Source organism: Streptomyces sp. NBC_00873 (assembly GCF_045207415.1).
Classification (GTDB): domain Bacteria; phylum Actinomycetota; class Actinomycetes; order Streptomycetales; family Streptomycetaceae; genus Streptomyces.
The window spans coordinates 717419-741367 of sequence record NZ_CP108803.1 but is presented as its reverse complement, the minus strand read 5'-3'; the positions used below and the strand labels follow the sequence as shown (position 1 = coordinate 741367).

The window sequence follows — 23949 nt, the reverse complement described above, 5'->3', positions numbered from 1 at the left end:
CGTCCACTGGTGAAGTAGCGGTATCGCTTACGTGCGCTATTCCTCGTGACGGTGGTCCCGCATGCCTTGTCCTGCCGACAGCGAGCGTGGCCTTGGACATGCTCAGGACCCACGGCCGGGTGCCCCTCTCGCACCAATGCCCTGTTGAATCGCAGAGGCCGAGTCTCGGTCCTTGACTTCCCCGGCACATCCAAAGGCCGGCCGCCGACCATCCACAGCCTCACCGGCCGTTGGCAACGCGCAATCAAGTATCACAAGCCTGCTAGGGCAAGGATCCTGTGCATGCCTGCGGATGGCAGGTTGGGGTTACTGGCTGCGGCGCTCGCGACGGACTCCGATGAATCGGCCAGCAGCCGCGTCAAGTCCTCCGCCGGAAGTCGGGGATGGGTCGCTATCGCGCGGCGCACCGTGTGGTCGGGGTCGGCTGCAAGACGACGCAGGGATTCGACCGGCAAGTCCGGGTCCCGCGGGGCCAGTTGCCTCATTCTCGGGTCGGGATCGGTAGCCAGACGCCGAAGGACGTCCGCCGGGAGGGGGAAGTCGTCGGCCGGACGCCACCGGACCATCTTGTCCGGGCGGTAACTGCGGTCGATGCGCTCGGCGGTGGCGGGATCGATCTGGTCACGGGCGTGCAGAGCCATCGTCGTGCGGACGCTACTCTCCTCGTCGTCGAGCAGCCGGGCTACGACCGGTGCCGGGAGGTCGTCGGCCATCGCGGCCGATGCACGGAAGCAGACATACGGCGAGTCCACGTAGGGCAGGGGATCAGCCGTTACCCACGGCAGGCCCAGTGCCCGAAGCTCCGCACGCGCTATCTCGCCCATGATCTCCCGTTCGAGCGCGTCGTCGTCCAGTACCTGGTGGTTCGCGAGCCAGTCCAGCGGAGGCACGTCCGACAGGATCTGTGCATGGATCGCAGCGCGGGTTGGCTCCGGGGTGTCCTGCCGGGCGAAGACGCGGAGCGTGACCCGCGGATTGGAATCCGCGGCGAGCTTGTCGCGCAGCGCCGGCGGCAGGTCGCGGTGCTCCGCAAGTTCCCTACGTACTTCCTCATCCGGATCGTCGGCCAGCCAACGGGCGGTGTCGGTGTCCAGCGTGCAGTGGCGTACCGCCCCAGCGCGCGTGACCGGGTCAGCCAGCAGCGCAGGGACCAGGTCGGCTGGCGGAACTGGATGGGGAATCCGCCGGTAGTAGGTCGCACAGGCTCCTGCGCGTACCGAGTCGTCAGGATCCGTCAGCAGGAGCCGGCGCACCGGTTCGGGAGCCTGCGTCCACCATTGGGCGAGCGTCGCTCGGACCTTCGGCTCCGGATCGGCCGCCAGCCGGGCCCGCAGATCCGCCGGTACGTGACCGCTCTCCGCCAGGTGTTCGCGTACCTGTGGGTCGGCGTCGTCGAGCAGCCGCTCGAACAGCTCTCGCGGTGCGTCGTCCGCAGCAATCGCTACAGCCCTGCGTATCGCGGGATCCGGGTGCTCGGCGAGCATCATCCGGAAGGCGTGCGGGAGGCTGCGGTTGAGAGCGAGAGAGTGTGTGAGCCAGTGATCTTCGGCGGCGATGATCTCGGCGATCATGTCATCGCTCAGGTCTGGCCGCTTGGTCACCCTGCCCAGCCCCTTGCGATAGGCGAGGAGGTGACGCACGAGCTCGGACGGCATGGCAGGGTTTCCCGCGAGTCCCTCCACCACCTTGTCGAGATGGACTGGCAGCGGCGTAGCGTCCGACACGGCGAGCAACCCTTCTGCCTCGGTGACCTGACCACCGAGTCTCTCACGCGCGTTTATTGGGGGATCGGATGATCATCACAGGCACAGAGCACACCACTCCTCCTTGGGTCCGCGGTCGGGGCGGCGTGACGAACCGAGATCATCTGCCGCAGCAGCCTTCAGCTCCTTGCCGTAAGGAGCCGGATCAGGGTTCGCACGCGCCCCCTGAACAGACCGCAGCCCAGCAACGTGTTCTACGGGGCAGCCAGGTAGTGGGACCAGCTTTCGCTGACCAGCTGTGCCCAACGGTTGGCGGTGTGGGGCTGGATACCGAACAGGTCGGCCATCACCATCGGTGGGATGTCAGCGATGGCTTCGATCATCGCCGTGTTGCGGGCTGCTCGGGCCGGAAGACCGTGGCGCCGGAGTGTGTCGGCAAGGCCCAGAGGGTTACGAGGACAGCCAGGGCTCTGTCCCGGAAGCAGGTACGAGGGTTCGTCGGAAATTTGTCGTCGGTGTGCCGAAGTGCCGCTGAGACGGTCGATCTGCTCCTCGATGAGGCAGCCCAGGGTAGGCGGAAGGATCACCGGGTGGCGGTTGATGGTGAGGTAGGCGGCCTCAGGGGCGCGGCCGTAGCGGTCGGCAGTGAGTTCGACGATGCGTGAGAGAGGAAGCGCATAGAGGCGGTTCAGGGCGCCGGTGATTCGGATGTCCAGCGGGAGGGGCGTGTCGGTCAGGCACCGTCGTAGTTGTTCATGGTGGGCGTCCTCAGGTTGGAAGGTGGCCGGGTACTGGCTGGGCGGGTAGTGGATGTCCAGGCCGGTGACCAGGCGGCGTGCTTGGGCCCAGCGGATGAACGAGACGATGGTGCTCGCCTTGCTGGGGTGAGCAGCCGTCCACACATCCAGGTCCGGCTGCTTCAGGGTGCTGAGCTGGAGCTTGTGAGTATCGAGCCAGGCCAGGAATTGTTGGGCGCAGCGGATGTTGTTGGCGTCGCCTTTGCTGGCGCTGACGGTGTAGCGGCCGCGGGCTGAGCGTCGCCGCGCGTCCCGGACGGTGTGCCACTGCGCGAAGGGGCGGATGACGTTCGCGTGGTGGAAGGGAGCTTGGCAAGGGTGCGCGTGACCCAGCGTTCGAGGCGGGCGAGGTTCTCGTCTCGCCTGGTGAGGATCCCTGCCGTCACCAGCAGTCCGCGGACGTAGGACGTGGGGGCGTTCTGCGGGAGAGCGTCGAGGGCTTCGTGGGTGAGACTGCCCGGCTGGCGGACGAGCTGAGCCAGAAGGTGCGCTGAGGGACTGCGGCGGACCCAGTCGAGGACCGGGTAGGGGTTGGCGGCGTCGGCCAAGACTGAGGCCACCGGCTGCAGGTGGTCCGGGACGGTGCTGGCGCAATCCGCCAGGAGGTGCCGGAGCTGGTCAGTGAGGGAGCAGTGAGGACAGAGGCCACCGGGGCGGAGATCGGGTGGGGCAGTGCAGAGTCTGCAGCGGCGGCATCCTCTGGTTACAGCAGGTGGCGCACAGGCCCGTTCCTGCGGCGGTGCGGCCGATGAGGATGCGGACCGCGCCGCACTCGGCGCAGGGGGCTGGTGACTTGCGGTGCTTGTACTAGCAGGGAGAACAGACCGGGCCCGAACGGGGCGTTGTTCAGAACACCGCCATCGACGATCCAGCTCGCCCGGTCCCGGCCCCTGCTGGGGATCTCTGGGGCGGGCCGGACGCGCTGGACAAGCAGTGGCGATTCGTCCACGGGCGCGAAGGCCACGGGAAAGCCGGCGGAGGCACGCGCGGCCAAGTGCAGCCGGTCCAGTACCGTCTCGTCGAGGAAGTCCCTGCGGCCGACGGCCCGAGGCTTCCAGGCGTCGTAATCGACACCGGTCTTGCGAAAGACCACCGCGTGTGGGTCGTGCTGAAACCTATGGATCCGGCGGTGGTCGGCAACCTGGAACCGACCTCCGAAGCTGTCCTGCAGGTACTCAGGAAGGCCGTCCAGCGCGGTCGCGGTCACGAAGAGCGTCACCGGTTCGGCCTCATGCTCGCTGCAGCACATGGCGCCGAGGATCCTGCCGACCTTGTCCTCGAAGCATTAACCGTCGAAGAGGCTGTTGTCGGGCGGGTCCTTCAGCAATCGGTCGCCCGTGAACGCGGCAGCTTTCTGCCAGGTAGTGCGACAGCACGCGAAAGGGGGCGGCTGCTCGAAGCAGCCGCCCCCTCCCGTATTGGTGGTTCAGGTAGATCAGGCGTAGAAGCGGTACACCGCCTGGGCGACACACGCCGGCTTGTCCGAGCCTTCGATCTCCACGGTCAGGTCGACGACGACCTCGACACCGCCCCTGACATCCTCGACGGACACCACGCGGCCGTGCGCCCGGACCTTCGAGCCGACGCGGACGGGGGACGGGAAACGCACCTTGTTCAGGCCGTAGTTGACCGCCATCGACACGCCCTCGACCTGGAGGAGCTCGCTCCACATCGGGATGAGCAGGGACAGCGTGAGGTAGCCGTGGGCGATGGTGCCGCCGAACGGCCCCTCCTTGGCGCGCTCCACGTCGACGTGGATCCACTGGTGGTCGTCGGTGGCGTCGGCGAAGGTGTCGACCCGCGGCTGGGCGATCTCCAGCCAGGAGCTGTGCCCGAGGTCGGCGCCCGCCTGAGCCTTGATCTCGTCGATTCCGTTGACGGTGAGAGACATGGGGTTGTTCCAATCGGGAAGGGATGGTCCGGCGCCGGCGCCGGTGCTCGACGCCCCGGCGGCGCCGGTGGTGCTTCAGCTGTCGGAGCCGTAACGCGCCCGGATGGGGGCCTTGAGCAGCTTTCCGGCGGCGTTGCGCGGGAGTTCGGGGACGAGGACGACGCTGCGGGGGATCTTGTAGCGGGCGAGCCGGCCCTCCAGGTGGGCGAACAGCTGCTCCGGCGTGGCGGCCGCCCCCGGGCGCAGCACGACGACCGCCCGGCCCACCTCGCCCCACTGCGGGTCGGGTACGCCGATGACGGCCGCCTCGGCGACGGCGGAGTGTCCGAGCAGGGCGTCCTCGACCTCGGCGGGGTAGATGTTCTCCCCGCCCGAGATGATCATGTCCTTGAGCCGGTCGACCAGATACACATAGCCGTCGGCGTCGACGGTGGCCACGTCGCCCGAGCGGAAGCGCCCCCCGTCGCGGAAGGCCGCGGCGGTCGCTTCCGGCAGGTTCCAGTAGCCCGGCGTCACGTTCGGCCCGGCGACGACCACCTCGCCCTTCTCGCCCGGCGCTGCCTCCTCGCCCGAGGGCAGGAGCACGCGCACCTCGGTGAAGAAGTGCGGCACGCCCGCGGAACCGGCGTGGCCGAGCGAGTCGGCCCGGTCCAGGACCAGGGCCCCGGGCGCGGTCTCCGTCATGCCGTAGCCCTGGACGAAGGCGAGCCCCCGGTCCAGATAGGCGCGGCTGGTACGGGCCGGGACCGGGGCGCCGCCGCAGAGCAGGGTGCGCAGACTGGTCAGGTCCGCGCTCTCCCATCCGGGTGCCGCCGCCATCGTGTCGTACATCGTGGGAACACCGAACATGCAAGTGACCCGGTGCTGTTGGATCAGCTTCAGGCTGCGGCCGGGGTCAAAGGAGGACTCCAGGAGGACGGTGCCGCCCTTGAGCAGGGTGGGCAGACAGCTCATGTTCAGGGCGGCGGTGTGGAACAGTGGCGCGCCGACCAGGGCCACCTCGTCGCCGGCGAGGTCGGTGTCGACCAGCACGTTGAGGCTGTTCCAGACGATGTTGCCGTGGGTGAGGACGGCGCCCTTGGCCCGGCCCGTGGTGCCCGAGGTGTACATGATGAGACAGATGTCCTCGTGTCCCACCTCCTCGTCGACCGGGTCCGTCCCGGCCGCCGCGAGCAGCTCCTCGTACGAAAGTCCGGGCCCGTCCTCGACCGCGAGGACCGGGGAGATCCCGGATCCCGCCGTCAGCTCCGCGACCCGGCTCTCCAGCTGCCGGGCGTGCACCAGGACCCGGCTGCCGGAATCGGCGAGCTGGTGGAGCAGTTCCGGCACCGCGAGACGGGTGTTCAGCGGGACGAACACCGCGCCCAGGAGCCCGGTGGCGAAGAGCGTCTCCAGAAAGGCGGGGTGGTTGGGGCCGAGGAAGGCCACCCGGTCCCCGCGGCCGACGCCGGCGTCCCGCAGGACGTGGGCGAGACGGGTGCAGCGGTCGTGCAGTTCGGCGTAGCCGATGGCGCGGCCCTCGTGCAGGAGGGCGGTGCGCCGTGGCGTCTTGCGGTTCCGGCGGGCGGTCCATGAACCGATGCCCTGGTTGCGCATGGGAACCCCTCAGCGGTGGGTGAGACCGAGCAGCCGGGCCGCGTTCTCCTTGAGGATCTTCGGACGTACCTCGTCCTTGATCGGGAGTTCGGCGAAGTCGGCCAGCCAGCGGTCCGGCGAGAGCAGCGGATAGTCGGAGCCGAACAGCACCTTGTCCTGGAGAAGGCTGTTGGCGTACTGCACCAGTTGCGGCGGGAAGTACTTGGGCGACCAGCCGGACAGGTCGATGTACACCTGCGGCTTGTGCGTGGCCACCGCGAGCGCCTCGTCCTGCCACGGGAAGGACGGGTGAGCGAGGATGATCGGCATGCCGGGAAAGTCGGCGGCGACGTCGTCCACGTCCATCGGGTTGGAGTACTTCAGCCGGATGCCACCGCCGCCGGGGGTGCCCGCACCGATGCCGGTCTGGCCGGTGTGGAAGAGGGCGATCGCGCCGGCCTCCTCGATGGCCTCGTACAGCGGGTACGCCATTCGGTCGTTGGGGTGGAACGCCTGGAGGCTCGGGTGGAACTTGAAGCCCCGGACACCGAACTCCTCGACCAGACGCCTAATCTGACGGACCGCCACCTTTCCCTTGTGCGGGTCGACGCCGGCGAAGGGGATGATCACGTCCGGGTTCTGCTCGGCCGCCTCGGCGATCTCCTCGTTCGGTACCGGCGGGGTGCCGGTCGCCGACTCCGCGTCGACGGTGAAGACGACGCATGCCATCCGCCGCTCCCGGTAGTGGGCGGCGATCTCCGCAAGCGTGGGGTGGCGGTGTTCGGCCTTGAAGTACGCGCCGGCGGCGCTGTCCAGCTCGGCCGAGAGCGAGGCGCCGCCCTTCGCCGAGACCTCGGCGTGCGTGTGGACGTCGATGGCGACGAGGTCGTCCAGGTTCATCACGGTCCCGCCCTTCACAGCTGCGGGGCGGGGATGCCGAAGGTCTGCGGAGTACGGCCGACTGTCAGCGGCCAGGCCGCGGCGATCGCGTCGGCGCTCCACCCGCCGTCGGCGTACGCCACCGACACCTCCTGCGGGTGCGACCACAGGGCGAGCTTGTCCCCGCCGATGCCGATGCACTGGCCGGTGACCTCGACCGAGGCGTCCGACGCGAGGAAGGCCACCAGGCCCGCGACGTCCTCGGGCGTGCCGAAGCCCTCGCCCTTGCGCAGCATGTCGGGGAAGGGCGTGCCGTCCTGCTCCAGCGCGTCGATGTGCGGGGCGAAGGCGGGAATCGTCTTGGTCATCGCGGTCGCGGCGACCGGGATGACGGCGTTGACCGTGATGCCGGCCCGCGCCAGCTCCATCGCCCAGGTGCGCACCATGGCGGCGATGCCGGCCTTGGCGGCGGCGTAGTTGGTCTGGCCGAAGTTGCCGCGCTGCCCGGCGGGGGAGCCCGCGACGATGATGCGACCGCCCTCGCCCTGCTCGCGCATCCGCTCGACGGCGGCGCGCGCACACGTGAACGTGCCGCGCAGATGCACCTCGACGACGGTGTCGAAGTCGTCGTCGGTCATCTTCCAGAGCACCTTGTCCCGCAGCACACCGGCGTTGGTGACCATGACGTCGAGGCGGCCGAAGGTGTCGACCGCGCGGGAGACCAGAGCCTCCGCGGCCTTGGCGGAGCCGACCGGCGCCACCTCGGCGACGGCGCGGCCGCCGGCCGCGGTGATCCGCCGCACGGCCTCGTCGGCCGCGGCGGCGTCCACGTCGTTGACCACCACGGCGGCGCCCGCGGTGGCGAGGGCCCGGGCGTAGGCGAGGCCGAGGCCGCGGCCACTGCCCGTGACGACGGCGACCTTGTCGGAGAGATCCATGAACGGGGTCCTTTCCAGAGGGCGGTGTGCGAGGAGCAGGTGCGGGGGGCTGCAACCGGAGGTGCGCACCAGTCGCGCCAAAGTTAGGCACATTTCTGTCTGCGGTCAATGAAGTGCCGAATAAAGGTCCTGGCGGCGGTGCTCCACGCCTACGCTGTCTCCGTGACGCACCCTGATCCGACGCTTGAAACGGACCCCGCGGCCGAGCGCGGCGGCCCGCCCCGACCGCAGTCCCTGATGCTGAGCTTCTTCGGCATCCACGTCCTCGGCACGGACACCGCCCTGTCCTCGGCGAGCGTCATCGATGCCTTCGCCCGCGTTCAGGTCGGCGAGGACGCCGTCCGCTCGACCCTCACCCGCATGGTCGGCCGCGGCCTGCTGGAGCGGCACCGGCGGGGCCGCAGGATGTACTTCTCGCTGACCGGCCGTGCCGCCGCCGTGCTCGCCGACGGGCAGGAGCGGATCTGGCGGACCGGCGCCGTCAACCGTGCCTGGGACGGCACCTGGACCCTGGTTGCCTTCTCGCTGCCCGAATCCTGGCGCCGCGAGCGGCACGACCTGCGCTCACGGCTCGTCTGGGCCGGATTCGGCCCGCTGCAGAGCGGCCTGTGGGTGGCCCCCGGTCGGGTCGACGTCGCCCCCCTGGCCGCGGAACTCGGGCTGGAGGACCGTATCAAGGCCTTCCATGGCGAGGCTGCGGAACCCACCGAGGCCGGCCCCCTGCTGCGTACCGCCTTCGACGTCGACGTCACCGCCGAGGGCTACCACGCCTTCCTGGCCCGGTGGGACGACGGCCACGCGCCGACCGAGGCGCGCGACGACCTGGGGCGCCAGCTCCTGCTCCACACCGACTGGCTCGACCTGGTGCGCCGCGACCCCCACCTGCCTGCCGAACACCTTCCCGAGGAGTGGCCCGCCGCGCGCGCGGAGGCAGTTTTCCGCGAGCTGGCGGAGCGGTTCGATCCCGAGGCCAAGCGGATCGCCGAGGAGATCCTGGATCGCTGGGAGCCGGCGGGATAGCGGGTCGGCCGAGCACAACGGCGGAGGCAGCGCCAGATCTTATGTCAACACCATTGACCTTAAGGTCCCCTGGGCGGTGTCATGGCGGCACTTCGGAGGCCCGTACCTCCGCGATCCGAAGGAGCCCCGCCCCATGGACCACCTCACCTCGCTCCGGGACGCCTCGCCGACCCCGTTCTGGCTCGACGACCCCGACCGGCCGCAGGCCGCCCCCGCACTCGTCGGCGGCACCACCTGTGACCTGCTCGTGGTCGGCGGCGGATACACCGGGCTGTGGACCGCCCTCGTCGCCAAGGAGCGCGATCCGTCCATGGATGTGGTGCTCATCGAGGCGGACGAGGCCGGCGGCGCCGCCTCCGGCCGCAACGGCGGATTCTGCGAGTCCAGCCTCACCCACGGCCTGCACAACGGACTCCAGCGCTGGCCCGAGGAGATCGGCCTCCTGGAACGACTCGGCCGCGAGAACCTCCAGGCCATCGAGGACACGGTTGAACGCCACGGCATCGACTGCTCCTGGGAACGCACCGGCTCCCTGGTGGTGGCCACCGAGCCGTACCAGGTCGAGGGACTGAAGGAGGAAGCCGAGGCCCTCGCCCGGTTCGGTGGCAAGCCGCTGCTGCTCGACGCCGAGGCGGTCCGTGCCGAGATCGACTCCCCGACGTTCCGCGGCGGCGTGTGGAACAAGGACGACGTGGCCATGGTCAACCCGGCCCGGCTCGCCTGGGGGCTCAAGCGCGCCTGCCTCGACCTCGGCGTCCGCATCCACGAGCACACGCCCGCCACCTCGCTCACCGAGCACGGCAGCGTGATCGCGGTCGGTACTCCCTACGGGCGGATCACCGCCCGGCGTGCCGCCCTGGCCACCAACGCCTATCCCTCCCTGCTGCGCCGCCACCGCCCGTACACCGTCCCCGTGTACGACTATGCGCTCATGACCGAGCCGCTGACCGAGCAGCAGCTCGCCTCGGTCGGCTGGCGGAACCGGCAGGGCTTCGCCGATTGCGCCAACCAGTTCCACTACGTCAGGCTCTCCGCGGACAACCGCATCCTGTGGGGCGGCTACGACGCCGTCTACCACCACGACGGCAAGGTCCGAGCCGAACACGACCAGCGGCCCGAGACCTTCGCCACCCTCGCCCGGCACTTCTTCACGACCTTCCCGCAGTTGGAAGGCATCCGGTTCACCCACGCCTGGGGCGGTGCCATCGACACCTCCACCCGTTTCTGCGTGTTCTTCGACACGAGTCATCACGGGAAGGTCGCCTACGCTGCCGGATTCACCGGCCTCGGCGTCGGCGCCACGCGCTTCGGTGCCGAGGTCATGCTCGACCTCCTGGCGGGCGAACGCACCGAGCGGACCCAGCTGGAGCTCGTCCGCCGCAAACCGTTCCCGTTCCCGCCCGACCCGATCCGCTCTGCCGGGATCGGCATCACCAAGTGGTCGATGGCGCGCGCCGACCGCAACGAGGGCCGGCGCAACCTCTGGCTCAGGACGCTCGACCGCTTCGGCCTCGGCTTCGACAGCTGACGAGGGCTAGCCGAGTGACGAGATCACGCGGTAACGGGGAACTCGCTGGGCATGACCGCCGATTGTTCCCCGAAGTGCCACCGGCGCCACGACGCGGTCGGGTAACGAGCGGGGTGTCCTCGGCAGGCTGGAGATCCAGTAGTCGGTGGGGTCGTCGGCCTGTTCGGGCCATTCGACCCAACGGTGTCACGTCGGGCAGGACGCCGTTCCAGTGGCCGTGCTCGGTGGTGGCGGCGGTCTGGGCCAGGCGGAGGGCCCTGTTCGTGGCCGGCCGCACCCGCAGCGCCCCGAAACGTGAGCGCATCCGCCCGCGGGAGCTCTCCCGCCAGGTGATCTCGGCGAAGGCCTGTCATCCATGGCTGGTAGCCAGCGCGGCCACCGAGGAGGGCTTGTCGCGGTAGCGGGGCTGCGGCTTGCGGCCGTTGCCGGACCAGGGCGGGGTGACCGGCTGCGCATGGTGCGGGTGGACGGACGGCCACCACGTAGGCGATGCCCCTGTCGGTCAGGCCGGCTCGGGAATCTGCGTTCTGCCCGTAGCCGGCGTCGGCCACCACGACCGGCGGCACCAGGTCCCATGCGGCCCGCTCGTCCAGGGTGTCCAAGGCCAGGCGCCACTTCTCACGGTGCCCGGCCTCCTGGGCAATCCCCGTCCTGTGTCGACGGCCGGGCCGCTATTTCGTCGAACAGGGCCTCGTGCAGCAGCGCTGAAGCCGCGGCGTTGTCAGCCCCCGCCGCTACCGTTTGGCCGTTCACAATCTTCACGGAGGGTAGCTCGATGGGCGCTAGTGGATGGGACTATGTCACCCCATACGACGGGGATGTCGCGGCGGCTTTGGCAGCTCTGCAAGCCAGAGTGTTTCAGGAGGAATACGGCGACGGTGCCCACTTCCGAAGCCTGGAGGACCTGTATCAGGACGAGGAGTTCATGGGGACAGAGGGCACCCATACGATCCTCGACATCGACACCGTTGTTCCCACAGATGACCCGCCGAGGCCGTCCCGTGCCACTGACTACGGCACCCTACGCCCTCTGGCACCGAGCCGCGTCGTGTACCACTTCGGTACAGACCGCCCATCGGTCGAGCAATACGAGGAGCTCGTCGCCGCTGCCAACGAGGCTCCGAGCCACGAGGAGCACGAGCGGAGCCTGCTCGGCGAGTGCCAGATGCGGTGGACCGGCTATTACGTCGTCCTCCACTCCGATGGCAGACCCACCCACCTGGGGATCTTCGGTTTTTCGGGCGATTAGGACTTGCCCGGCCGGTCATGTTCGGAGCCAGACTGTGAGGGCTGCTGCGGTTGCGGTGCCGAGACAGACATAGCCGCGCTTGTCGTAGCGAGTGGCCACGGCTCGATGCTGTTTGAGTCGGTTGCCGGCTTTGGTGGTGGACCGGCCACGCGAGCGGCCCAGGCCCTCACCTCCAGCACCACCTCCACCAGGCGGCCGACGAGGCTCTGCCACGGCGTCTCGTCCTGGTGTTCCACCACTTGGGCCCCCTTTGAGGCGGGTGCTGGCGGTGGATCGGTGCGGGCACCGGCCGCATGCTGATGCGCGGGGACGATGGTGGAGTCCACCGAGATGTCCCAGTCGATTTCCCCCGCCGCGTCGGCCGCGGCCTGGACGTGCTGGAGCAGGCGTTCTCAGGTGCCGTCGCCCGACCACAGCCGGTGGCGTTCGTAGACGGTCTCCACGGGCCGAACCGTTCGGGCAGGTCACGCCCGCCACTGCACTCCGGTCCGCACCCGGTGCAGAATCCCGTTGATCACCTGCCGGTGATCCCACGGTGATCCCGCCACCGGCCACAACGGCCGTTACTGACCGGGAGGAATGGCAGCCCAGCCGTAGATGGCCGCGGGTGGGCGCCCCGGCACGGTGATCTCTTGCCCGGCATCGCGTAACTTGGCCAAGACCGCGAAATGCAATCCCGCAGGCCCCGCACCGACGCACACGATCCTCACCGCTGGCACACCCATATCGACTGCGGAACGGATGAGACGCCTGCCGCTCCAGACGGGTCCGGATGCCCGAGTAGCTCGGGCATCCGGATGCGGCACTCACAAACTGCCGCGTGTTGATCGCAGACTCACTGCGCTGGAGCCTCAGCGACCATGGTCACCGCCGCCGCCATGGTCACCGCCGCCGCCATGGTCACCGCCGCCATGGTCACCGCCGCCGAAGCCATGGTCACCGCCGAAGCCGTGGTCACCGCCGAAGCCGTGGTCACCGCCGAAGCCGTGGTCGAAACCGAAGCCATGGTCGAAACGGAAGCCATGGTCGAAACCGAAGCCATGGTCGAAACCCTCGTGACAGCGGAATCCCCAGTCCCAGCTGTCACCAAACTGGCAACCCCAACCCGAGCCGCCGTCATGAGACGGGACGGAGGCGACGGCGGACGACGGGGGAGAAGCGGCCGCGCTGACAGCGCCGGCTCCGGCCGCGATGGCGAGGAGGGGCGCCGTGCAAACCGCGGCGGCTATTCGCCGCATCCTGGTCGTATTCGCGCGCATGATCATGTCCCCCTTCTGGGGGTCGAGAAAGAGATCTCGGGCGTTCGCAGGGGACGCCCATTCGCACCAGATCCTGCGCGCGGGTCTGGTGCGCGGTGATCCACCCATCGGAATTGCTGGCAGCGATTCCCCGGTGGGCTTCAGGATCCTACTATTGAGTACAAGAGGGCTCATACGGTACGAAACGCCTCGTATCGCCAAGATAGGGTCACTCATAGGGCAAAGTCAAAGGGCGCACCAGTGGCTCACAAAGGAGGCACACGGTGGTTACTCCCAGGCAGCAGAACGGCCGGCAGGACCCTTTGGCTCCTGACTACGCCGCCCAGCGCAACCGCATCGTGCCTCGCTCCAGGCGGAGGCGCCGGGAGTCTCACGAAGCCGTGCTCCGAGCCACGAAAGCCCTGCTCAGCGAGGTCGGATATCAGCGGCTTTCCTTCGAAGGCGTCGCACGGCGAGCCGGAGTCAGCAAGGCGACGATCTATCGGTGGTGGCCGAACAAGGCCGCGCTGGTGATCGAGGCCCTCAGCGGGGACGTCCCACTTCCTGCCATCCATGAGACCGGCGACCTGGAAGCCGACTTGCGAACCGCCGTCCGGCTGACCATCGAGCTCGTCTCCGCCATGCCCACGTGCCTGATCCTCCCGGCGCTGCTCGCCGATGTGATCGAGGATCCCACCGGTACCGGAGCCTTCGCCGAGCTCATCGAACCCCGCCGCGCGTCGGTCGTGGAAATGCTGGAGCGAGCCCGACTCGAAGGCCGGTTGCAGCCCGACACCGATACCTCACTGATGGTCGACATCTACTCCGGAACCATCGTCTACCTGGCCGCGGTGAGCCGCGAACCGCCGGGCGAGGCGGTGACAGACCAGATCGTCAGCCTCCTCCTGCACGGCCACCTCCCGGCCCAGACCCCTCCGACGACAACGACGGGCTGAGCACGCGGGTGCGGCGGCGCCGATCGCCCGCGCTCCCGGGTGCCGGCCTCGGGGGCAGGCACCTGGCCGAGGAACGGCGCGCCCGCTCATGCTCCGAGGAATCGGCGGGTGTCAGGTGCGCCTCCTGACAGCCCGCCGCCCCGGAGGAACCACCATCAGCATGCCTATCAGGCTCAGGTTGCCCGCGTACACCGTCGTCCCGTTGCTCCCTTTCCCGCACCTCGCATCTCATGCCGAACGCCATGATCGGCACCCTCGACGATCAAGGCGGAGGAATCGCTCCCGTGGCTGCAGGACATACGGCGCTGGGGCCGGCCGTGACCGGCGGCGAGCCCTGCATCCGACTGTCCGGCCCGGTGCGCGGACGGCCCGGCCCGAGCCGGGGCGCCCGGATACGGCCCAGGACCACCCGGAACTGTGTGCACCGGCGGCTGTCCAGGCTTCTTCCCGGCCGGGAGCAGCGGCTCCAGCTTCGCCCACTGCGCATGCGTCGGATCGTGCCTCCCTATGAAGTGGATCTCGACACATCAAGATCCACTTCTGAAACGCACCCTAGCGGCCGGGCTGCGACGACTACCCGCCCTTCGCCGGGTGTTGTGAAGTGCACAGCCGCGCGGGCGAGCTCGTCCTCGAGGTCGTCGAGGGCGCGGCGGGCAGTGGCGATGCGTTCTCGCAGCAGATTCGCGTCCTCCGGTCCCTGCTGCGTCGGTGGCTCTTCCGTCTCCATGTCCCGTGCCTCGTCGAGGGAAGTGATGACCACGCCGATGAGGACGTTGACCAGGACGAAGGAGGCGAGCAGGACGTAGGACGCGTAGTAGACGATGCTCCAGCGGGAGATCTCCAGGCCGGCGCGGACGGCGTCGCCGATGCCGTCCAGGGTCATCAGGAGGAAGAGAGTGAGGACGGCGCGGCCGATTGAGCCGAAGTGCTCGGGGTCGTGTTGCGCGAAGAAGACCCAGCCCACCATCGCGTAGACGTACAGCAGCAGCGCGCCCACGACCAGGAAGCTGAGTGTGCCGGGAAGGCTGCGGCCGACCGCGACCAGGAAGACGCGCAGCTGCGGCAGGAAGCGGGCTGTACGCAGGACACGGGCCAGCCGCAATAGGCGTAGCACCGTGGTGTTCTCCCGTACGACGGGCAGGAACGCACTGAGGACGACGGCGAGATCGAAAAGGTTCCACGGATCGCGGAAGAATGAGCGCGGGCGGTCGGCGTGGGCGGCCAGGCGCAGCACAATCTCCACCGTGAAGGCGGCGACGCAGGCGTGCTCGGCAAGACGCAGCCACCGGTGCCAGTCGTCCACCAGTCCGCTGTACGTCTCCACGCCGAGCAGCGCGGCGTTGGTGAGGATCAGGGTGAACACGGTGACGGCGAACCAGCGCGCTTCCGTGAGGGCGCGGCACCGGCGCGCCAGGGATACCCGGGCTGGGGTCACTCGGGCCGTGGGGTCGCCGTCCGTCATCCTGCTCTGTTCCTCCGTGCAGCACACTGTTCCCGGCCAACCAGGCTGGAAGGCGGGCTTGTTGAGCGATCATGCTCCAGGAGAGACTTCTACAGCAATGTAGAGAGTGATGCGCAGCCGGTACACGGTTTCGGTCGCCATCCGTCCCACTGGGAGAGCAGATCTGATGTTCGGCCTGAGTGAACTGGCTCTGATCCTCCTCGTCGTCGTGGTGGTCCTGGGGATCAAGAAGCTGCCCGAGCTGACGCGTTCGGCGGGCAAGGCGGCCCGCATCTTCAAGAGCGAGGCCAAGGCGTTGAGGAACGACGAGCGGTGAGCATGCGTCGGCCCACCGCTCGTTGTGGACTGGGCCGACTACACCTCTGCCGTCAGGCCGCCTGCGGCTGCAGGAAGCGGGCCAGCAGGTCGCCCAGGCTCACCGTGCCCGCGAGGCGGCCCGAGTCGTCGCAGACAAGGGCGAGCGAAGCCCGGCGTCGGCGTAGGAGATCGATCGCGTCGGTGCCCGTCGCGTACTTGGTCAGCTCCGGTGCGGGGTGGGTCAGGTCGCGGGCGACCATGGCGCGGCCCTGAGCACGGGCCGCAGGCGCGTCGCGGGCGTGGACCGAGCCCAGAACAGTGCCGTTGTCGTGGATCAGAAGGGGGCTTCGCCCGCGACCCGCTGATCCGCGCCCGGAGAGAGTACCCGCCCAGGGCCGCGTAGCCGGTCACGCGTTCGCGTCGCCCTCGGCCGTCCGAACCCCTGGCAGGCCGAACGCCGCCATCTGCTTCTCCTCGTAGGAGAGAAGCCCAAGGCTTCGGTAGAAGGCAGCGTTCTTCTTGCCCTCGCGCATCTCCTCCGGATCGAACACATCCTCTTTCGTGATTCGCACTGATCTCCTACCCCGCCCGGTCGCGTTCCGTCGGCTCCCCAGCGTCCGCAGGCCTCGCCGGTGAGCACGGCTGACCGGGTAACACCCGGTTTCCGCTGCCTCCGCATCCTCTATTGATCTTGTCGGATACGCAACGTCCGATCCTCGGGAGCCGGAAATAAGCCAGGCCTCACCGACGGAGGGGACCAGTCGGCAGATCGCCGTATCGAGTCGAGCCACCAGCGGTACAAGACGCCACGCGTCAACGACACGTCGTCACGTCTGATTGCGTTGCGCTGGGTGGCCTATGCGATGTTTGGGTCATTTGTGAGCCGTTCCTGCGGTCCAGCGCCAATAGAGCTCCGGCTCAGGCTGTTTGTTGCAGCTGACGAGACCGAGCCGGGGGTGCTGCGCCGTCCTTGAATTCCAGTAAGGAGGGAGCGAGCGGTCGTCCTGGTAGAGGCACATGCCTTTCTCTCCCGCGATTCGCCATGCCGTGCGCTTCCACGTGGTACTTTTCCAGGGCTTGTGTGCCCATTTCTGTTCTGGATGTGATGCGTCACACGGTGTCAGGCCGGCGCCGCTGGTCAGTTCGGTGAGGCAATATCCTCTATAAAGTCTTGTTCTGATCGTTCCGTCGTCCCGGATTTCCCATTTCTGCGCGCTGGTTCCATTGCAGCTGTTGATCCGGACTGCGTCGTACTTCGGCTGCGTGCTCACCGCTTCGAGGCACTGCTCCGGATCCCTGCTGCTGAACTCGGTAGTTCTTCCAATGTCTCCAATGATTTCTCCGAGGTGTGGGTTCCGGTGTTCTTGCTGGTACTGACGGTGAACCCAGTCCGAGTCGTCGTGTTGGAGCGGCCCCTTGTAGGTGTCAGTCATGGTGCAACTCCCCTCGGAATGGCAATCGGTATTCGCGATGTAGCGTCTGACGGCCGCTTCCTTTTCGGCCACTTGCTCAGGGAGCAGGTTGGGTTCCAGTGACGACATGGTGTATCCGAGGTAGGACGCGACGGGGATGCCGGAGAGATATCCGGCTTTTCTGAAGTATCTGGCTCCGATGCCGTGATCGCTATGGTCGACCTTGCCGCCGAGACCGAAGGCGAAGGAAGCGTTGTCGTAGTCCAGAGTGAGAATACGTTGCGATCTTTCCTGCCGGGCGAGGTCGGACAGGGTTCGCAGGAGCTGGTCCTCGGTGTAGCTTTCCATGCTTTGGAACAGATGAATCCGTTTGCGGGTCGCCAGGAACAGTTTGAGCATGCTCTCATTTTTCTGTCCGTGGGGAAGCCCGTCATGTAGTCCCAGGAAGACCAGTTTGACCTTTGATTGCGAACCGCTGCCGAGGCTGAAGGATCTGATGCTGCGACCGTTGACCCGTGTGCTGTCCTCGGTCCAGCGATCTGGGACGCCGGCAAGCTCCGCATAGGCCGCACGCACCCCGTTCTCTCTTCTCGCGACGTAGTCCCGGGCTGCCTGTGGGGTCTTCCCGTCATCGCCTGCGGTGAGATAAACGGTGGTGACCGCGCATCCGGCATGGATGGTCTTTCTGATCTCCGGGTCGACAAAGTAGAGGTCGTCGTCGGGATGTGCGACACCGATCATGGTGCGTTGGCATCCGTGAGGTTCTTGCGCCGCCTTCGATGTCTGGTGCGACGTGGGGCCCGCGGCCCTGTTTGTGAGGGGGGAATCACTCGAAGAGCACGATGATCCCAGAATTGCGCACATCGCCAGCGCCGTAGCGGGAATCAGCCGGTGTGCCGAGTGGGTTTTATTGTTGTCCTTCGTGCACTCCACTCAACCATTCCGTCCTCTCATCATTTTGGCCCACATCACGTCCATGCTCAGGGGTGGTCCGGGGCAGATCGTGGTCGCGAGTGTGACACTTTCGGCGAGGCCCTTTGGGCTTCGCCGAAGCGCACCACTCATAGGGGTACCGGTAGTTGGACTGCGCAAAACGACCGACTCGCCGGGACGACCGAATACCCCGCTGGAGGTGATTGTCTCTCCGTACCGCGCGGTCGTCGCACCCCTGGTCCGCTGCCTGGAGGCACTCCACCGGCAGCATCCAGAACTCGCCCTTACGGTGATCGTCCCAGAGATCATCACCTCGCGGCGTCGAGACCGGCTCCTGCACAGTCGCACGGCCACCCGCCTGCGCCGTGCTCTGCGTCCACCGCCCAAGATCGTTATTACCTCGGTCCCGTTCCATCTGCCGTCGGACTGACCGCGGGTTGAGCAGTGCGTGAGGTCGTCGTGCGCCGTCCGTGTTCGGACCGTACCGTCTGCACGTGCCGGTGCTCAGGGGAGTTCTGTCGCCAGGACCACGCGTTCCAGATGGTAGTAGTGGGCCACGCATGACGCGGGCCACGGCTTGCGCCCGTCGTCACCGAACGGTTCGGTCATTTTGCTGATGGGCAGCCGTGCGTAGGGGAGTACCTTTGCGCCGGCCGCGGACTGGCTGCGCAACCAGTGATCCTGGTGGTCCCATTTCCGAGCGCGTACCGCCATGTCGGCGTCCAGGTGCACGAGAGAGACCGCAAGCGCGAGGCAGACGAGGGCGTACACGGTTGCGGCGGCGGCCTTCGGCGGCCCGGTGGGGCGCCCGCTCTCTCTCCACGCGCGGCCGAGGAGTGCGCCCACGAGGACAAGCAGCAGGATGTAGAGCAGCAGGTAGTCGTTCCAGAGCCGTGTGGACGTCGCGACGCTCGGCCCGAAGGCCGGGTAGGCGATGACCGTGCACAGATAGCCGGAGACGAGGAGGGCGCAGACGCCGGTCCGGGCGAGCAGCGTCCCGCATCTCATCGGGGGAAGGCTGCCTGCGTGCTGCCGGGCCAGCAGACTCAGGAGGAGGCCGGCCACGAAGGCCCCCAGGTACTGCCATGTCGTGAGAAGGATGGCTGTGATGTGCGCGAAACCGCGCAGCGAAGCGAGGAGCGATTCGGGAGTGAGTATCGACGCGGCATCGTGACGTTCACGCCGATGTCGTGAGCCCGGAGAACTGAGGAGGATCAGGCTTCCGATGACGATTCCGGTGATCCCTGCGGCGCACCAGCCGCGGAAGAAGGTACGTCGCTCCTGCGGGAAGCCCCGGCCGCTGATCAGCAGCAAGCAGCTCAGTACAACCACACCGACGACACAGGTCTCCTCCGACAGCGTGCCCATAAGGAACCCCGCCACGAAGACAGTGAGCAGGGCGAACCCTCTGCCCCGTCGTGATGTGGCCCGCAGGAGGGGAAGGGCCGCAGCGCAGGCGAACACGGGCGGCAGGGTGTGCGAGACGGACGCGGCCGGCCAGTAGAACGTCTTGTAGGTGTTGGGGGACCCGAACAGGAACATCGCCGTCACCATCGATGCCAGGAGGAGAGGGACCCCCCGTGGCACCGTCATCCCTGCCCTGGGCAGAGCGCCGGCGACAGCGGCCCAGAGGAGCCCGAGCATCAGCACACCACTGATCAGGCCGAACCATTGATGCCCGGCGACACCGAACCGCGCATAGCACCAGACCAGCACAGCGTTCACGACGCGCCCGTTGTCCAGGTAGTAGAACTTCCCGACGATCGCGGACAGCCCCCCGTCACGCACGACGGGCAGAAAGCACCAGTCATCACCGGATGGACGCACCCAACGGCCGAACCAGGCCGCGGCCGCCAGCAGAGCGATGGGGATAATCGCGAGCGAACCGACCCACAGAGATGTCCACCACCGAGCTGTCCCGCGGCCCGGAACACCGTCCCTCCGTCGCTCCTGAACGGATTCACCTGGGGGACGTTCCACGACCGGTATTCCTTTCGCTCGGGTCCGGCACCGCGCCGCGGCCCTCGCGTCCGGGCCCGCCCACAGGCGGGCGCAGTCGGGACCAGTTCGCTCCGGCGTGTCAGCCCTCGGGGCGCCGAACCCAGGAGGAAACCCCGGCCCTCACAGCCCACGCCCCCTCGCTGTCCGGCGGGGCACGGCTGTTCACCGGCAGCTATCAGGGAAAACAGGGCCGGAAAGGTCCGAACGGCTCCAGAAGATGGCTCAGTGCCACACAGTCCAGCAGAACATGAGCGCACGTGCCGTTGATCAGAGCCGAGTCTGCGCAACTCTCTGTTCGAAGAACACTGCAACGCAGCAGGGAGGAATCAGGAGCCGACCGGTCAGGCGCATCGCCAAGGACCGTTCGGGCAGCGACGAGACGGATGCTTCACCCATTCGGTGCCATCCCGTGGCGTGATTCGGCCGGAAGGCATCGCGGAGAACGATGGGGCCTGCACAATTCGTTTGACGATGCCTCGGGTCGAGACGCGTCAAGAGGACACAGACGCATGCTCCGAGATGCCGTGACCACACCTGCCAGGGATCCGAATGACAGAGTGCCAGGTTTCGATCGTAGTTCCCTGTTTCAATGAGGACGAGGTGATCGAGCGATTTCACCAAACACTGGTTGCCGTCCTCGAGACGACTCGACGCAGCTTCGAAGTCTGTTATGTCGACGACGGCAGCCGGGACGCGACCAGGGAGCAGCTGCGCGCTCTCGCTGCCGCGGATCCGCGGGTTCGCTACACCTCCTTCAGCCGGAATTTCGGCAAGGAGGCCGCGATGCTTGCGGGATTGCGTATGTCCCGGGGTGACGCCGTGATTCTCATGGACGCCGACCTTCAGCATCCGCCCTCACTCGTTCCCCGGTTACTGGAGCTGCGACAGCACGGCTACGACCAGGTCGTCGCGCGTCGGGACCGTTCGGGGGACGGCGTGCTGCGCAGCGTCGTCAGCACGGCCTACTACCGTGCGATGGGGCATTGCATGGATGTCGACATCACCGACGGAGCGGGAGACTTCCGGCTGCTGTCCCGTCCTGCCGTCGAAGCAGTGCTCGCCCTGCCCGAAGCCAACCGGTTCTCCAAGGGAATCTTTTCCTGGATCGGCTTCGACACCGTCAGCTTCACCTATCACAACGTCAGCCGCGCCGCCGGTACCTCGAAATGGGGTGGAAGACGCCTGCTCAACTATGGCATCGACGGACTGATCTCCTTCAACAGCCGACCGTTGCGTCTGGCTGTCTACATCGGTCTCACGCTCTTCTCCGCAGCGTTGGCGTACGCGCTATGGATCGTCATCGGCGTTGCCCTGCACGGTGTGCGCGTCCCTGGATTCGCCACCCTGCTGACCGCTGTCGTGGCACTCGGCGGGGTCCAGCTGGCCACGCTCGGCATTATCGGTGAATACGTCGGCCGCATCTACTACGAAACGAAGCACCGGCCGCTCTACGTGGTGCGCGAGACGGAGGTAAGCGTGCGGCAGGAGCGCCACACCATTGCGGACCGTCATCCGCCCGAAATGCTGTCAGCGACGGATGCGGGAGCCTCCGCGATCGGATCGGCCAAGGGGCGCACCGTGCGCCAGTTCTTCGTCTTCGCGTCGATCGGAATCGTCAATACGGCGGTCTATCTGGCGGTGTACGCCTCCCTGAACCGATGGATCCCCTATCTGATCGCCCACGTCATTGGTTTCGCGGTCAGTATCGTGGGGTCGTTCTTCCTCAATACGTACATCACCTGTCGTACGAAACCGACGTGGCACGGATTCTTCCGGTATCCCGTTTCGAGCATCGTCAACCTCGTACTCACCGGCATTCTCCTCTTTGCCGGTGTACATACCCTGGGCATGGGCAAGAACGTCGCCGCCGTGGCGGCAGGACTCCTTGCCACCCCGCTCTCGTTCCTGCTCGCCCGATGGGCCATCAACTCCGGCACCGCCCTCACCCAGCAACGGGCCCGCTGATCGGGAACCCGCGCCGGCCGGACCCGAACGGCGCCTCCATCATGAAGGGCACCAGGACACATGACGGCAGACGAATCGACGGCCCCTGACCTCTCCCACCCGGAAGACGGATCGGGTACGGGGAGCAACAAGTGGCTCGCGTCACGGTGGACGAACGTGTGGACCACCGTTCTCGTACTGCTGCCACTCGGCCTTCTGAGCGCGGCGGTCTGGATGGGCCGACTGGTCCGCCCGGGAGCGGACGACTGGTGCTTCCTCCCGGTAGTCCGGGACGACGGCGCATCCGGTCTGATCGACAAGTTCTACTTCCAGGACAACGGACGCGTCGCCAACGCGCTGCTCGTGGTCGCCTACGCCGCGTTCGGGGTCCCGGGCCACAGGTGGTTCGCACTGATCACCGGCATTCTCATCCTGGGCATTCTCTGGGCAGTGACCGCCTCAGCGCTCCGCAGCACCGGGATGCGCGCGCCCCGCGCGATCCCGCCGCTGGTGGCGGCGATGATGACGGTCGTCTTCCTTTTCGCCACGCAGAACACCTACAAGACGTTCTACTGGCCGGCTTCCTCGGTTTCGCACACCCTCGCGCCAGTTCTGGCCGCCGGCTCCGTCATCCCGCTGCTACGCGCGCGCACGCGGAAGGGCCGCGTCTTCGCCCTCGGCACCGCGCTCGTGGCCGGAGTCTTCATCGGCACGCTGTCGGAGGAGACGGCGGTCGTAGTGTTCGTCGTGCTCGCCCTTGCACTGCTGACGAGTTACTGGGCCTTGCCGGGCCCCGGCCGGACTCTGGCCCGCTCGTGGTGCGCGGTCGCCTTCGTCGGTACCGCGATCGGAACCGTCATCCTCTACACGTCGCCCGGCGCGCGCACCCGGCGCGAGCGGTTCGACGCCGACGCCACGTCAATGTTCAGCCCGGACACGCTCATGACATGTCTGCGCGCGTTCATGGACATCCTGGGCACGATCCTTTCGACGTGGCAGTACGCCGGGGCCTTCGCGGCCGGCCTCCTCCTGGGACTGCTGGTGCGCGGAGACGGCCCGCGGACGCATGGGCTCCTATGGCGTCGGCCTCTCATTCCGGTCGTGGTCGGGGTAATCGCGTTCCTGCTCTCCGGATATCTCTGCACTGTCGTCGCCCATCCGGCATTCGGCGCGAGCGTGGCCACCGCCTCCCGCACCTGGAACGACTATCTGCTGCTCTACGTCATGCTCCTGGTCACCGTCGGTGCCATGCTGGGCCGCGTCCTGCGCACACGGCAGTGGTTGCCCGGCCTCGCGATGGCGGCCGCGGCAGTGGTCTGCGTCATGGCCTGCATCGGACTCGCCGTTCCTCTGGCCCACCTGGAGCGGAAGATGGAGGTACGGGCCCAGCACTGGGACCGCCAGGACCGGTGGCTGCGCACCCACGCGGCACGCGGCGACCAGGTGCTGCCCTACACACCGGTCTCGGTCAGCGGACTGGGCGAACCGTTCGGCCGGCACGGTCAGAAGCCATGGCCGGCCAAGTGCGTTGCCCGGTGGTACCACCTCAAGCGCATCACCTACTCACCCCGGTTTCCCTGAACGGAGCCAGGCCATCCGACGACACCGATGGGCTGAGGGTTGTCCCGTAGGCGACCGTTCGGCGCAAGCTGGAAATGGTGACATCCCAGATGAGCGCGGCGATTTTCCCGGGGCCCGGGCACGGTCGGGCGCGGAGGGATTTAATTCCGCAGCGTAATGATGAGAGAGCCGGCGATCGATAATGGTGAAACCGTTTGAATGAATTCGCAAGAGAATCTACTTGTTGCGTGGTTACGAATGGGCCTGCGTACTCCGAATGGGGTCCACGGAATCTCCTTGATTCAGTGAAATGAGATGAGCGCTCCTGTCGGAACTTCTTCATCGATCGCGAGCCAATCGTGTACCGCTGCTTCAAAAGCGTCGTACGGTTTTGTCCGACGAGAGTCGTCACGTTTAGCTGATGGGTGGATGGATTTGTTTCGGCGTAGCGTTGACGAAGGGAGAACGACCTGTCGTTTTCGCTGAGTCCCTGGCGTGTGCTTGACGTAGTCGGCAAAGGTACCTGTCGCCCGGAGTGACGAGGTGTACGTGTATGGAATCAGATC

General features: G+C 67.3%; 21 protein-coding genes and 2 pseudogenes. 9 read left to right on the top strand and 14 right to left on the bottom strand.

Going from position 1 to position 23949, the window contains the following annotated elements; genetic code table 11:
- Window positions 1–251: 251 nt before the first annotated feature.
- From OH809_RS03540 to OH809_RS03510, 7 genes are all read right to left on the bottom strand, one after another.
- Window positions 252–1724: a hypothetical protein gene (locus OH809_RS03540; protein WP_406424107.1), complete on the bottom strand. Its 1473-nt coding sequence runs from the start codon at window positions 1722–1724 to the stop codon at window positions 252–254.
- Between the two features lie 233 nt (window positions 1725–1957).
- Window positions 1958–2605, bottom strand: coding sequence for a hypothetical protein (locus OH809_RS03535; RefSeq protein WP_406424109.1), 648 nt, complete (start codon window positions 2603–2605; stop codon window positions 1958–1960).
- Between the two features lie 598 nt (window positions 2606–3203).
- Complete coding sequence (locus OH809_RS03530; RefSeq protein WP_406424111.1) at window positions 3204–3749, bottom strand: hypothetical protein; 546 nt, start codon at window positions 3747–3749, stop codon at window positions 3204–3206.
- A 186-nt stretch (window positions 3750–3935) separates the two neighbouring features.
- Window positions 3936–4391 (bottom strand): MaoC family dehydratase, encoded by a 456-nt coding sequence (locus OH809_RS03525; protein ID WP_406424113.1) that lies wholly within the window; start codon window positions 4389–4391, stop codon window positions 3936–3938.
- A gap of 75 nt (window positions 4392–4466) precedes the next feature.
- Window positions 4467–5987 carry an acyl-CoA synthetase gene (locus OH809_RS03520; protein WP_406424115.1) on the bottom strand — a complete coding sequence of 507 codons (1521 nt, stop codon included), beginning with the start codon at window positions 5985–5987 and terminating at the stop codon, window positions 4467–4469.
- Between the two features lie 9 nt (window positions 5988–5996).
- Complete coding sequence (locus tag OH809_RS03515; protein WP_406424117.1) at window positions 5997–6866, bottom strand: amidohydrolase family protein; 870 nt, start codon at window positions 6864–6866, stop codon at window positions 5997–5999.
- A 14-nt stretch (window positions 6867–6880) separates the two neighbouring features.
- Complete coding sequence (locus tag OH809_RS03510; protein ID WP_406424119.1) at window positions 6881–7783, bottom strand: SDR family oxidoreductase; 903 nt, start codon at window positions 7781–7783, stop codon at window positions 6881–6883.
- Between the two features lie 162 nt (window positions 7784–7945).
- On the opposite strand from OH809_RS03510, the gene OH809_RS03505 reads away from it, so the two are divergent.
- Both OH809_RS03505 and OH809_RS03500 read left to right on the top strand, forming a co-directional pair.
- A complete protein-coding gene (locus OH809_RS03505; RefSeq protein WP_406424121.1) occupies window positions 7946–8803 on the top strand; it encodes a PaaX family transcriptional regulator C-terminal domain-containing protein in 858 nt (285 codons plus the stop codon).
- 133 nt (window positions 8804–8936) lie between these two features.
- Window positions 8937–10331, top strand: coding sequence for an NAD(P)/FAD-dependent oxidoreductase (locus OH809_RS03500; protein WP_406424123.1), 1395 nt, complete (start codon window positions 8937–8939; stop codon window positions 10329–10331).
- 114 nt (window positions 10332–10445) lie between these two features.
- Here OH809_RS03500 and OH809_RS03495 read toward each other — a convergent pair.
- Window positions 10446–10993 (bottom strand): annotated as a pseudogene (locus OH809_RS03495) (transposase); the annotation flags it as partial.
- Window positions 10994–11106: 113 nt separating this feature from the next.
- On the opposite strand from OH809_RS03495, the gene OH809_RS03490 reads away from it, so the two are divergent.
- The gene (locus tag OH809_RS03490) at window positions 11107–11580 is read left to right on the top strand and encodes a hypothetical protein (protein ID WP_406424125.1); all 474 of its coding nucleotides are present in this window, start codon (window positions 11107–11109) and stop codon (window positions 11578–11580) included.
- Window positions 11581–11709: 129 nt separating this feature from the next.
- On the opposite strand, the pseudogene OH809_RS03485 reads toward OH809_RS03490, so the two are convergent.
- A pseudogene (locus tag OH809_RS03485) lies at window positions 11710–12122 on the bottom strand (transposase); the annotation flags it as partial.
- A 318-nt stretch (window positions 12123–12440) separates the two neighbouring features.
- On the opposite strand from OH809_RS03485, the gene OH809_RS03480 reads away from it, so the two are divergent.
- A complete protein-coding gene (locus OH809_RS03480; RefSeq protein WP_406424127.1) occupies window positions 12441–12938 on the top strand; it encodes a hypothetical protein in 498 nt (165 codons plus the stop codon).
- 281 nt (window positions 12939–13219) lie between these two features.
- A complete protein-coding gene (locus tag OH809_RS03475) occupies window positions 13220–13774 on the top strand; it encodes a TetR/AcrR family transcriptional regulator (RefSeq protein WP_406424129.1) in 555 nt (184 codons plus the stop codon).
- A gap of 505 nt (window positions 13775–14279) precedes the next feature.
- On the opposite strand, the gene OH809_RS03470 is transcribed toward OH809_RS03475, so the two are convergent.
- A complete protein-coding gene (locus tag OH809_RS03470; protein WP_406424131.1) occupies window positions 14280–15236 on the bottom strand; it encodes an ion transporter in 957 nt (318 codons plus the stop codon).
- A 166-nt stretch (window positions 15237–15402) separates the two neighbouring features.
- Here OH809_RS03470 and OH809_RS03465 point away from each other — a divergent pair, with 166 nt between their 5' ends.
- Complete coding sequence (locus tag OH809_RS03465) at window positions 15403–15552, top strand: twin-arginine translocase TatA/TatE family subunit (protein ID WP_366695280.1); 150 nt, start codon at window positions 15403–15405, stop codon at window positions 15550–15552.
- A gap of 52 nt (window positions 15553–15604) precedes the next feature.
- Here the strand turns inward: OH809_RS03465 and OH809_RS03460 are convergent, their stop codons facing one another.
- The 3 genes from OH809_RS03460 to OH809_RS03450 form a co-directional block, all read right to left on the bottom strand.
- Entirely contained in the window at window positions 15605–15793 is a 189-nt protein-coding gene (locus OH809_RS03460) for a CBS domain-containing protein (protein ID WP_406424134.1), read from the bottom strand.
- Window positions 15794–15940: 147 nt separating this feature from the next.
- On the bottom strand, window positions 15941–16105 hold the full coding sequence (locus OH809_RS03455) for a hypothetical protein (protein WP_406424136.1): 165 nt from the start codon (window positions 16103–16105) through the stop codon (window positions 15941–15943).
- Window positions 16106–16405: 300 nt separating this feature from the next.
- On the bottom strand, window positions 16406–17686 hold the full coding sequence (locus OH809_RS03450; RefSeq protein WP_406424138.1) for a PIG-L family deacetylase: 1281 nt from the start codon (window positions 17684–17686) through the stop codon (window positions 16406–16408).
- 391 nt (window positions 17687–18077) lie between these two features.
- On the opposite strand from OH809_RS03450, the gene OH809_RS03445 reads away from it, so the two are divergent.
- Window positions 18078–18308 carry a hypothetical protein gene (locus OH809_RS03445; RefSeq protein WP_406424140.1) on the top strand — a complete coding sequence of 77 codons (231 nt, stop codon included), beginning with the start codon at window positions 18078–18080 and terminating at the stop codon, window positions 18306–18308.
- Window positions 18309–18382: 74 nt separating this feature from the next.
- Here the strand turns inward: OH809_RS03445 and OH809_RS03440 are convergent, their stop codons facing one another.
- Window positions 18383–19666: a DUF6056 family protein gene (locus OH809_RS03440; protein ID WP_406424142.1), complete on the bottom strand. Its 1284-nt coding sequence runs from the start codon at window positions 19664–19666 to the stop codon at window positions 18383–18385.
- A gap of 762 nt (window positions 19667–20428) precedes the next feature.
- Between OH809_RS03440 and OH809_RS03435 the strand changes: the two genes are divergently transcribed.
- Window positions 20429–21844 (top strand): glycosyltransferase, encoded by a 1416-nt coding sequence (locus tag OH809_RS03435; protein WP_406424144.1) that lies wholly within the window; start codon window positions 20429–20431, stop codon window positions 21842–21844.
- A gap of 60 nt (window positions 21845–21904) precedes the next feature.
- Complete coding sequence (locus tag OH809_RS03430; RefSeq protein ID WP_406424146.1) at window positions 21905–23404, top strand: DUF6056 family protein; 1500 nt, start codon at window positions 21905–21907, stop codon at window positions 23402–23404.
- The last annotated feature ends 545 nt before the right edge of the window (window positions 23405–23949 follow it).

Coding starts and splice junctions, on each gene's coding strand:
- OH809_RS03435 (WP_406424144.1), top strand. CDS start 20,429: ATGACAGAGTGCCAGGTTTCGATCGTAGTTCCCTGTTTCAATGAGGAC.
- OH809_RS03500 (WP_406424123.1), top strand. CDS start 8,937: ATGGACCACCTCACCTCGCTCCGGGACGCCTCGCCGACCCCGTTCTGG.
- OH809_RS03490 (WP_406424125.1), top strand. CDS start 11,107: ATGGGCGCTAGTGGATGGGACTATGTCACCCCATACGACGGGGATGTC.
- OH809_RS03480 (WP_406424127.1), top strand. CDS start 12,441: ATGGTCACCGCCGCCGCCATGGTCACCGCCGCCGCCATGGTCACCGCC.
- OH809_RS03450 (WP_406424138.1), bottom strand. CDS start 17,686: ATGATCGGTGTCGCACATCCCGACGACGACCTCTACTTTGTCGACCCG.
- OH809_RS03520 (WP_406424115.1), bottom strand. CDS start 5,987: ATGCGCAACCAGGGCATCGGTTCATGGACCGCCCGCCGGAACCGCAAG.
- OH809_RS03525 (WP_406424113.1), bottom strand. CDS start 4,391: ATGTCTCTCACCGTCAACGGAATCGACGAGATCAAGGCTCAGGCGGGC.
- OH809_RS03465 (WP_366695280.1), top strand. CDS start 15,403: ATGTTCGGCCTGAGTGAACTGGCTCTGATCCTCCTCGTCGTCGTGGTG.
- OH809_RS03530 (WP_406424111.1), bottom strand. CDS start 3,749: ATGTGCTGCAGCGAGCATGAGGCCGAACCGGTGACGCTCTTCGTGACC.
- OH809_RS03460 (WP_406424134.1), bottom strand. CDS start 15,793: ATGGTCGCCCGCGACCTGACCCACCCCGCACCGGAGCTGACCAAGTAC.
- OH809_RS03430 (WP_406424146.1), top strand. CDS start 21,905: ATGACGGCAGACGAATCGACGGCCCCTGACCTCTCCCACCCGGAAGAC.
- OH809_RS03515 (WP_406424117.1), bottom strand. CDS start 6,866: ATGAACCTGGACGACCTCGTCGCCATCGACGTCCACACGCACGCCGAG.
- OH809_RS03510 (WP_406424119.1), bottom strand. CDS start 7,783: ATGGATCTCTCCGACAAGGTCGCCGTCGTCACGGGCAGTGGCCGCGGC.
- OH809_RS03470 (WP_406424131.1), bottom strand. CDS start 15,236: ATGACGGACGGCGACCCCACGGCCCGAGTGACCCCAGCCCGGGTATCC.